Origin of the sequence: Nonomuraea sp. NPDC049784 (assembly GCF_040659615.1) — a bacterium.
Taxonomy (GTDB): Bacteria; Actinomycetota; Actinomycetes; order Streptosporangiales; family Streptosporangiaceae; genus Nonomuraea.
Map to the genome: position 1 here is coordinate 1 of NZ_JBFAMX010001041.1, position 2184 is coordinate 2184.

The window sequence follows — 2184 nt, forward strand, 5'->3', positions numbered from 1 at the left end:
GATCCGCACCCACGCCTTGTCGGTCAGCTCACCACGTCGCACCACGATCGACCATTCAAGCGTGCATGTTGATCATTTGTCAGACACTCCCTAGCAGGCACTCCCGCGTGGGCCTTCACCCCCGGCGTGAACGCCGGAGCACTGGCCCACAGTTCGGTAGAAGGCGTAGGAGAACGGCTCGGAGGCGAGCGCGAGCGGATCCATCCCGGAGAACATGACGTGAACGTGGGCGTCGATCAGGCCGGGCATGATCGTGCAGCCGGTGGCGTCGATGGCGACGTCGCCGTCGAGGCCGGTGCCGACCTCGACGATCCGGTCGCCTTCGACGGCGACGTCGGCGCGTGCGGCGGGGGCGCCGGTGCCGTCGAAGACGTCGCCGCCTGTGAGGACCGTCCTCATGCCGGCGTCACCGCCCGTTCCTCGACGCCGACGAAGTCCATGTCGTAGCCGAACCGGCGGGGGCCGGAGAGGGCGAGCCCTTCCGGGGTTCTCCAGTGCCAGTCGCACGGCATGCCGATGACCGCGACGCGGTAGCCGTACCGGATCTCCTCGGCCGGGATGGGCTCACCGGAGTCGACGGCGAGCGCCATGATCAGGTCGGGTACGGTGGCCACGATCTGGCCGTCGCGGACGGCGGCGAGGTGCTCGTTCTGGAAGTGCAGCGTCATCGACGAGCCGGCGTAGGCGCCGCTGCCCTCGATGACGGCTTCGCCGATGGTCCAGCCGCCCTCGTTGCGCCGGTCGACCTCGGTCACCTTGCCCTCGAACAGGGAGACGCCCGAGTTGGCGCGCATGACGGCCTCGACCGGGGGCTCGTGCGCGGTGCGGGCCTCCCGCAGGGTCCTGCCGATGCGTTCGGCGAGCGACAACGCGCCCTTGACCAGCCAGTCCTTGGCCTGGCGGCCGGTCATCGGGTAGAGCGCCATCATGGTGACGCAGCCGGAGGTCAGCGTCGCGGCGCGGGCCAGGTTCTCGGCCCAGGTGTTGTCGGAGGTGTTGATGACCATCCGGTTGTCGTGCTCGTCGACCATGGCGAGCGGGGTGGCCTTGCCGCCGTAGAGGGTGGGGGTGACCAGTTCGAGCGCGGGGAAGGCGCGGCCCATGCCGTCGGCATCCACGACCGGGAGTCCGGCGCCGGCCGTGGAGAAGGGCGTGACCGCGTTCAGGCCGCCCGCCTCGGCGGGGGCGACGTGGGTGAACTTGTAGCCGACGTAGGCCTCCAGCTCGCGCAGGGCGGCCACGGCGTCCACGCTGCGCGGCAGCTTCTCCACGAGCACACCCGGCGCGCCCATCCCGGCGATGAACACCACCCGAGCGTCGTCTGGCACCTCGTCCAGGTCGCACATCGCGACAGGGCCGTGCTCGCGGATGGCTTCGCGGGCGAGCAGCATGCCGACGTACGGGTCGCCGCCGCCCCCGGCGCCGAGGATCGTCGAGCCGATCGTGATGTCGGCCAGCGCGGCCTCGTCGATGTAACGCATCAGTTTCCTTCCTCTCGGCGAAGCTCGCCGACCGCCTTCGCCTTGACCCGAAGCGCCGTGCCGCCCGCCATGTGCGTAAGCGGTACGTCCTCGGTGTCCACGATCCGGACTGTCTCGGGTACAGCGCCGGCCTTGACCGCCCGCCGTACCGCCTCCTCGCGCGCGTCGGACACGACCTGCGCGCGGGTCATCTCCGCCAGTGTGTAGATCTTGTCCACCTCGCCCCCGACCTGGGCGAACGCGGCGCCCACGGCGTTGGCCACCCCGGAGTGGGCAGGACGAAGCAGCGTGGTGATGCCGGGCAGTTCGTCGATGACCACTCCGCCGCCGCCCACGACGATCACCGGCAGGTCGGCGGCGGCCAGCTTCGCTTGGTCGATTGCCGCGCCGATCCGGGTCCGCACGTCGGCGAGAGCGGCCTGGACCACGGACTCGGGAACGTCGGCGACGCGGGAGGCATCGCCGATGTCGGCCAGGCCGGCCGCCACCGCGATGTCGGTGAGCGTCAACGTGTCGCCGCCGAAGACGAGTGCCTCCGAGGTGAGGCGGTAGCCGACGCTGTCCGGGCCGACCCTGCGCCCATCGTCGTGCACGACGCTGCCGCCGCCGATGCCCAGCGAGAGCACATCGGGCATGCGGAAGTTGCTCCTGACGCCGCCCAGGCTGACCGCGACGGTGGACTCGCGGGGGACCCCGCCGCGCA

The 2184-nt window shown here is 71.0% G+C and carries 3 protein-coding genes; all 3 read right to left on the reverse strand.

Annotated features, from left to right (window positions below; translation table 11 throughout):
• Positions 1-90: 90 nt before the first annotated feature.
• The gene (locus AB0J09_RS62930; RefSeq protein WP_360713828.1) at positions 91-399 is read right to left on the reverse strand and encodes a hypothetical protein; all 309 of its coding nucleotides are present in this window, start codon (positions 397-399) and stop codon (positions 91-93) included.
• Positions 396-1481: a DUF917 domain-containing protein gene (locus AB0J09_RS62935; RefSeq protein ID WP_360713830.1), complete on the reverse strand. Its 1086-nt coding sequence runs from the start codon at positions 1479-1481 to the stop codon at positions 396-398. Before AB0J09_RS62935 ends, AB0J09_RS62930 begins: the two co-directional genes overlap by 4 nt.
• Positions 1481-2184, reverse strand: a 704-nt coding sequence (locus AB0J09_RS62940; RefSeq protein ID WP_360713832.1) for a hydantoinase/oxoprolinase family protein, incomplete at its 5' end; no start/stop codon positions are given. The genes AB0J09_RS62935 and AB0J09_RS62940, both read right to left, overlap by 1 nt.